This is a genomic window from Acinetobacter sp. GD03645, from assembly GCF_029845285.1.
Taxonomy (GTDB): domain Bacteria; phylum Pseudomonadota; class Gammaproteobacteria; order Pseudomonadales; family Moraxellaceae; genus Acinetobacter; species Acinetobacter corruptisaponis.
Map to the genome: position 1 here is coordinate 110751 of NZ_JAOCLL010000012.1, position 8370 is coordinate 119120.

4 protein-coding genes and 1 CRISPR repeat array are annotated in these 8370 nt (G+C 45.3%); all 4 genes read left to right on the top strand.

Annotation, left to right across the window (positions count from 1 at the left end; genetic code table 11):
- Positions 1–9: 9 nt before the first annotated feature.
- The gene (locus N5J47_RS11510) at positions 10–3879 is read left to right on the top strand and encodes a tape measure protein (protein ID WP_279959925.1); all 3870 of its coding nucleotides are present in this window, start codon (positions 10–12) and stop codon (positions 3877–3879) included.
- On the top strand, positions 3879–4289 hold the full coding sequence (locus tag N5J47_RS11515; RefSeq protein WP_279959924.1) for a hypothetical protein: 411 nt from the start codon (positions 3879–3881) through the stop codon (positions 4287–4289). The genes N5J47_RS11510 and N5J47_RS11515 overlap by 1 nt, the downstream gene beginning before the upstream one ends.
- A gap of 156 nt (positions 4290–4445) precedes the next feature.
- Positions 4446–5074: a CRISPR direct-repeat array (repeat unit 28 nt; unit sequence GGTTTAGGCTGCACAGGCCGCTTAGAAA).
- 93 nt (positions 5075–5167) lie between these two features.
- Positions 5168–7135, top strand: a complete 1968-nt coding sequence (locus tag N5J47_RS11520) for a hypothetical protein (protein WP_279959923.1) — start codon at positions 5168–5170, stop codon at positions 7133–7135.
- A 2-nt stretch (positions 7136–7137) separates the two neighbouring features.
- A partial coding sequence (locus N5J47_RS11525) for a hypothetical protein (protein ID WP_279959922.1) occupies positions 7138–8370 on the top strand: 1233 nt, incomplete at its 3' end.

Sequence of the window (8370 nt, forward strand, 5' to 3'; positions counted from 1 at the left end):
GTGGATTTTATGTCTAAAGAACTAGTTTTTAAGGTTGTATTACAGGCTGATACCAAAGATTATGTATCTAATGTTAAGCAGTCAGAAGATGTCACCAAGGCAATTGTAAAGACCATAAAAGATGAAGCTGAGAAGCTTAAAGAGGCATCAGAACAAGCGGGCAAGGAAGTTGGAAAGATTGTACCTGATGACTTAAAGCCAAAAGCTGATGATGCCAAAACAGCAGTTTTAGAAGTTTCCAAGGCAGCAGATGAACTAGAAAAACAGTCGGGTGAAGCATCTGCAAAGGTTGCTGATCTTGGCGATAAGCTAAAAGAAACTGGTAATGATGCCAATATTGCCTCAAAAAATATTGGTGAGGTTGTGCCTGAAAGCACAACGAAAATGGCAACTGCGCTTACCCAGAACCTGACCAATGCAACCGCAGCAATTAAGGGTGCAGGAACCAATGCAGGTGAAACAGCCAAGAATTTCAATGAGTTTGGACAGGTTTCAGAAAAAGCTTTGGGAGTATTGAAATCTGATTTGGATCAGGCTAAGCAGAAATTACAGGCTTTTTCTACAACCAATGCCAAGCCACAGGATATTGAAGCAGCCCAACGTGCGGTAGATCAATTGGAAAAGGAAGTCGAGCAGGCAGATCAGGCTTTCAACAACTTTACTCAAGCATCCAGTAAAGCAAATCAGGAATTAAGGGAGACAGAAGCGACATCTGATAAAGCTCAGGTTGGCTTTTCAGTGCTTAAAACAACAATCGGGACGCTAACAGCAGGTTTAGCTGCACTGGGTTTGGGCTTGACCATAAATGAGTTGATAGCCACATCTGACGCAACTCAACAGATGGCATCACGTCTCAGAAATGCCACAGATAGTGTTGAAGAATACAACCAAGTTCAAAGTAGGCTTTTGGAACTTGCAAATGCAACTTTCCGCCCGCTAGCAGAAGCTCAGGAGGTTTACCTAGCTACAGCAGGGACAATGAAGTCATTGGGTTATAGCACAAATGAAGTGTTAACCCTGACTGATAGTCTGGCTTTATCATTCACCCATAATGCCACCCGCGCAGATCAGGCGCAGTCTGCACAAGATGCTTTGGCACAATCATTAGCTAAAGGCTCTGTGGATGCTGATGCATGGATGAGTATCATCACTGGTGCTGATAATGTTGTGGGTGATCTTGCGCGAAGCACAGGACGTACTGAGTCGGAAATTCGCAAGTTAGGTGCAGAGGGTAAAATATCTGTAAATGAATTAACCAAGGCATTGATTGAATCAAGGGATCGAAATGTTGAACTTGCATCCGCAATGGAAAATTCCACTGCGGATGCTATGCAGCAGGTGAGAAACAATATTACTGCTCTGATTGGTCAAATGAATGAGCAATACAATATTTCTAGCCGACTTGCAGGGGTAATTCAATCATTGGGCGGTGATCTGGACTGGATCGCAGTATTGTTTGATGATGTCATGTCGGCTGTTGATGCTTTATCTGAAGAGTTTGAGAGCATTGATCCAACTATTTTTGAGTCATTAAAGCAGGCTATTTCCTCAACTTATGATGCCGTAAAGCAAATCGGCATTGGATTGTATGAGTTGGGTGAAATTTCAATCAAGCAGTTAAATGATGGACTCAATAATATTGTAGCAGTTTTGGGATCATTTACTGGAGAAGCAACAAAAGCAGGAGATCAAGTTAGTTTCCTGACACGTACCGCCCAAGGCTTGAGTATCACATTTGGAGCTATATCCGATATGGTATTTGCCTTGCGCCTTGTTGTGATGACTTTGGCTGGTGTTTTTTATGATTTAGGTGTTGTTATCAATGGTGTCTTGGCAACTATTACATTTGGTGATGTGAGTGACCAATTTGCTGCCAATGCAGAAAAAATGCGACTCAAGGCAAAGCAATTCTATGATGATGTTGACCAGCTCGCTTTAGCACATGAATCTCAGGCTAAAAAGAGGCTGGATGAAGCTGTAGAGAGCGAGGGGCAGAAGAATGCTCGAATCCTTGCTGAAAACAAAAAAGCCCTTGATGATCTTTTGGCTATTCAGGAACAGGAGGGGCAGAATAGTGACAAGCTTCAGTCGCGTAAATTAAAGGCTGTCACTGACTACGCAACAGAAGCGGTGCAAGCTAATAGCGGTGTTTTAAGTTCAGCACTTGAACTGGAATTGGCGCAAAAGGGTTATTTCGCTACGGTTGATCAGGGTGGCAAAGTTGTTGTTACCCGTTTGACAGAAGCAGAGCAGGCTACGGCAGCAGCTACCCTTGAGATCAAAAGGCAAGAACAGGCCTTTAAGAATGCATCCGAAACAGGTCAGGCTTTAGGTGTGGATGTTCAGCAAGTCACCAATAAAATATCCGCAGGTTTTAGTGACAATTCTGGCAAATTAACCGCTTTTGTAGGTCAGTTGAAAGATGCGGGTATCACTGGTACTCAAGCCTCTGACATGATTTACCAAGCCTGGCAAAAGTGGTTAAGTCAGGCAAAAAATACTGCTGAAATTGACGAAGCCAAGAAAAAGCTCATGGAAATGGGTGTTGCTGGGCAGGTGACTGGTGAACAACTTGATGCGGGTTTTAAACTTGCCAGTGAAGCAGCAAGAGACCTAGATCCTGCATTAAATGATGCAAGGGAGGCGGGCAAGGCTTTAGGCATTGATATTGATAAAACTGCCAATTTCATGTCGCAGGGTTTCGGTCAGGGCAGTGCCAATCTTGACACTTTAAAGCAAAAACTTGAAGAAGCTGGTATTAAAGGGCGGGAAGCATCTAACATTTTATATCAAGGCTGGAAAACTTGGCTTGAAAAAGCTGACAGCCAGGTGGAGCTTGATGCAGCAAAGGCAAAGTTTAAAGAGTTTGAGGCTCAAGGTGTGTTTTCGGCCAAACAAGTTGAAAATGGCATGCTGGCGCTGGAAATTCAGACATCGAAAGTTAAGGGAGAGACAGACGAAACCACTGAAGCATTTAAGCGCCTGGGCATTCAGACCAAAGAGCAACTTTCATTGGCCGCAAAACAAGCCATGATGGATTTTGAGCAAGTAAAAAATAGTGGTCAAGCGACAGCGGAGGGCACTAAACAGGCTTATGAAAAAATGTCGCAGGCGGTTGCTTTATCAGGTGATCAGGCAATAATTGCTCAGGCTAAGGCAGTTGGTGCATCCAATGGTTTGAACATGGAGATTGATAAAACAGGCAAGGCTGTTGTCAAAACGACTCAGGAAATCGTTGACGCTTTGTACCCGATTGGTTCCGCTGCTGAAAGTGCTACTGGACGAGCAGCCCAGGGATTCAGGGACTTAGGCAGAACCGCCCGCGAAGAAGCCCAAAGCAGCGCGGATGCATGGGCCAAGGCAATGGAGGAGGTTGCTGCCAAACGTGCTGCACAAACCGCCGTGACAGCGAAAGGCCTTTCTGAATTGCAGGGTGGAATTGATCAAATGTCAGAGGATTACTTCAATCGTTTGGTGGCTGCTGGCATGGACTCAAGCCGTGCACGTGATCTGGCTGACAAGGCCAAGCTTAGTCTTGCGCAGGAAACAACTGACGCTTTACGTGGGGGTAATCAACTCGGGGTGAACACGACCAAGCAACAAATGGAGAAAACACTGGCGTATTGGGAGAATAAAAATTCCAGTACTGGGGCTTCAATTTCTTTAGGTGGAAATACCCCAGTAATCAGTGCCCCAAATATTGAACCGCCGCAAATACAGCAGATCAGGATGCCTAACATTGATTCTGGACCAGACAAAAACGTAAGGATTGAACTTGCCATTGGCAATTCAAAATCTGAACTTTATGGAACACAGGCTCAGGTTGATGCAACTGAAGAATTGTTCAGACAACTTGAAGAAGCTAAAAAGAGGTCCTAATGAGACTAATACGCAAAGCTACAACCGAAGCCGTCCTAATAGAGGACGGTTTTTTATGGTCGGATGAATTTGACTGGAAGCCAGTTGAGCAGAATATTGAACGTGCGATCGATGGCACCTTGATTGTTCAAGAGGGAAAAAAGAAGTCAGGGCGACCAATCACCCTGCTATCCAAGACAGACAAACAAGGATGGATTAAACGTTCCAGTCTTTCTGTAATTCAGGACTGGTCTGCATTGCAGGGTGAGCAGTTCACCCTTGTTTTTGAGTATCCACACGATACACGACAGTTCAACGTGATCTTTAACCATGCCGAGGGTGCGATTGAGGCGACTCCAGTGCGAGGCGTTCCATCAATTTCCGATAACGACTTTTACCGTGCCACATTTAGATTCTTAGAGGTGCCTTAAACTATCTATCTATGTGTTTATAAACCCAATAAATTTATCACTTTAAATTAAGTTAGATAATTCAGTAGGTTATGATACATCGAAAAAACAAAGGGTAGCACGGTAAAAGTTGTGCTATCTTGTTGATACTGTGAAAATTGCTGTTAAGTTTGTATAGGTTTAGGCTGCACAGGCCGCTTAGAAAACGTCAACATCATTTCTAAAGGTCGGGTTCTTCGGTTTAGGCTGCACAGGCCGCTTAGAAATTGAGATGCTATTTCTCGCGCTTGCAGGTAAAGGTTTAGGCTGCACAGGCCGCTTAGAAAGTCACCAATTGGCTTGAGGCAGTAGTTGTCATGGTTTAGGCTGCACAGGCCGCTTAGAAAACCCGAATTGCTTCTTCTAACGTATCGACATAGGTTTAGGCTGCACAGGCCGCTTAGAAAATCGGGATATTGTGGATATGACTCATTACCAAGGTTTAGGCTGCACAGGCCGCTTAGAAATTGATCTCCACAACATCGAGACGATCAACGTAGGTTTAGGCTGCACAGGCCGCTTAGAAATACCATCGACGACGTTGAGCATCTTCATCAATGGTTTAGGCTGCACAGGCCGCTTAGAAAAATTTGCGCCACACCAAAGGATAAGGTTCAGCGGTTTAGGCTGCACAGGCCGCTTAGAAAAATTTAACGGCAAATAGTGCAAATATTTTCTTGGTTTAGGCTGCACAGGCCGCTTAGAAATGGCCCCTCAATCTCATAACCATGAACCGCAGGGTTTAGGCCGCATAGGTCGCCTAGATGACTTAAAAAAGTTAAGAAAGCCCTGCGAAAGCAGGGTTTTCTCATTTACAGCCTCTTACTTTTGGGTAGGGGGCTTTTTTATTGGAGCATAAAATGCCAGTACAAACCAACAATTTAGTCTTATACAAGTCCGAGCGCTTGACTGACACCCCAGATGGCGGTGGTAAGTATTCTGGACAGGCCGTGGTGGACGGGGAAAGCAACAACCTTTTCCCTGATGTGTCTGAGCTGGATAGAACGATGGGCCGTGTGTCACTGCGTAAAATCTTTGCCGCTGTGAACAACAATGACACTGAAGCGCTGATGGGTTCAACTGTATTTATTTCCAAGAATCCTGATGATCCAAGTGTGTCAGCATTGTTGTTCAGCACCGAAAGTCATACTGATGTTCGCACCAATGCCGCCAACCGTATTGAAAATTATCTAGCCAAGGGTGGTCAGATTGCAGGTACACCGCTAGATACACTCTGGCAGGGTATGAAACTGATACAAGTGGCCATGTTTCCCTCTGATACCGAAAGTAATGTGGGTGACACCATTGTGCTTGTCTCAAATGAGGGGCAGGGTTCAGAGTATGAACAGTATGTTCGGATCACCAAAGTTGAAACCCGCATTGCAACAATGATGGTGAATGGAAACAGGGTTGATTACAAGATTGGCACATACTCAATCAATGATCCGCTGGAACGGGATTTTATCGGTTTGTCTGCAAGCCAGTGGTACAACGGTGCAAAGTCACCAACGATCATTCGGGACACGATTGTGGCTGACACGGGCAAGTACTATGCAAGCGTACAGATTGCTGAGGATGTTGCGTTAAACAGCTTTACGATTCAGGCTGCATCGATCTTTTCACAGTTGATTCCGTCATCTCAGACAGAAACTCCATTGCTAGACTTAAATGCTGTCAGCGAAAACCCTGCACTGGTGGCGGGCAATGCTGGAACCATCACCGTGCAGTACACAACCAATGTGAATACTGCACAAAGCTTGTATTTAGGTTCAAGTGTATTACCTGGCTCTTTGTCATTTACCCTGTTTGGGCAAGCAATCACTGACAATGGTGGCACTTTAAGGACAGCAATAGGCACTCAGGTCGGCGCCATTGACTATCAGACTGGACGCATTGTGTGGACCAATGCCATTGGGTCAGGCAACGCAATCCTGAACATTACATTTACACCTGCATCTGCACCTGTACAGCCATTTGAATCCTATGCCTTGCCCGTAACCCAGAGCAACCAGGGCACAAACTGGACAGGAGTGCTGGTTCCGATTCCCGCACCTGGTGCATTGTCTATTTCTTTCATGGCGCAGGGTAAATTTTATGTGCTGAAAGATAACGGCACAGGGCGGTTGGTAGCGGCCAATGAGTCAATCGGTAGTGGATCAATCAATTACACGACAGGAACGTGGTTGCTAACCACGGGTGCATTGCCAGATGTTGGCACGCCGATCCTGCTGCAATGGGGCAGTCCGATCACAACCTTTGCCCGTGCCAATCTTTCTGTATTGCCTGCGGGTCTGGACTTTCAGCTATTTCATAATGGGATTGCCAGTCTAACCGCAACCTGGCTGCTGGACGGTGTAACCAAGACCGCAACGGTTGACAGTTCTGGCCAGTTTACGGGTGATGCGATTGGGGCAATGACCTTTAACAATGGCAAGGGGCGATTAATCCCGAAGAAGTTGCCACAGAAAAACACGGTTTTTACCCTTACATATAACTACTGTGAGGGTAAGAGCCAAACCAAGTCAGCAACGCCAGATGTAAACAATAAATTGACGTTTACCATCGGTACGGGTTCTGCACTTCAGCCAAGCTCGGTAGGTTTGGAGATTCCTCTTTCACGGGCTGTTGGTGCGGTCGCCAACTATATACTCACATTACATGATGTACCTGTAAATGAAACGACAGGGAATCTGGTTGACGATCTTGGAAATGTGCAGGGCACAGTCATATACGCAACGGGTGTCTGCGAAGTCATCCCAGTGATGCAGATTACAACTTACCAGACCACCTATACACCACTTACATATTATGTAGCAGCATCGGAGTAAATATGAGTTTTTATCTTCCTCAAATAACGGAAGTTGTGCCATCACTGGTTAATGTAAAAGCCTTTGATGCAACAACAATCCAGGTGAAATACCGTGATACATCAGGTACGGGCAGCAGCTCAACCACAATCACTGCTGATAAATTAAAGTTTGATTTAACAAAGGGCTTTGATGAGCAAATCTTGTCTGGATCAGTGCGTTTCAAGCTGGGTGCCGATACCTTTATTGACCGAACTGGGCTTTTATATCGCAATGTGGATTCGGCCACTGGCAGCGGCACTCAAAGCGGGATTATTCAATATGGTACGGGTGTGGTTGAATTTGATTCATGGACGCCCAATGTTGACAACCAGCTCACCTTGCAGTCACTCACAACCACCACTGATATGTTGCCGATCCATCATGTCAGCTTTAGGACACCGACAATTCCGATTCGCCCTGGTTCATTGACGGTTGTTGTGGCCGCGATTGCTGGTGGCCAGTTGACATTAACTGCTGATGAGGCAGGTATTATTGAGACGAATGAAGCGCACGGCTCAATCAATTACGAAACAGGTTTTGTAGACATCTATTTCTATAAGAAAACCAAGAAGTCTGATCATCCTGAGATTGCAAACGAGCCTTGGTATGATCCGTTACTTGACTATACCGATGGTGGCAATACGGTCTGGGTTAATGCACCGTACTGGATTGATGCAACCAGCGTTCGCTATAACGCGATTGCCTATACCTATATTCCACTGGATTCGGACATTTTAGGCCTGTCTGCAACTCGTTTGCCGCCTGATGGCCGCGTCCCGATTTTTCGTGTCGGTGATATTGGAGTAATTGCATCATCTAAAAAGCAGGAATTGCCAAGCCATGTTGCAGGGCAAACATATGATTTAAATGATCAGCGTATTTCGTGGTGTGAACTGGAAGATAGTGAGGGCACCAAGGTTCCGTTTGATATGTACACTGTGGACTATGACTATGGTCGTGTCACATTGGGTGGTGACTTTGCTTTGAATAGTTTGATTGCACCCATCTCAGCGTCATATCGTTATCAGGACATTGGCTTAATTAATGATGTTCAGATCAATGGCCAGATTACTTTCACTAAGCCAGTCACTCATAACTATGATGCCGATAATTCGATTGTTGGATCTGTAGTGGTGGTTGGAGATATGTTTAGTCGCTACACATCGAAGTTTGTGCAGGGTACTTGGAATAGTGTCTGGGATGATAGTCCAACT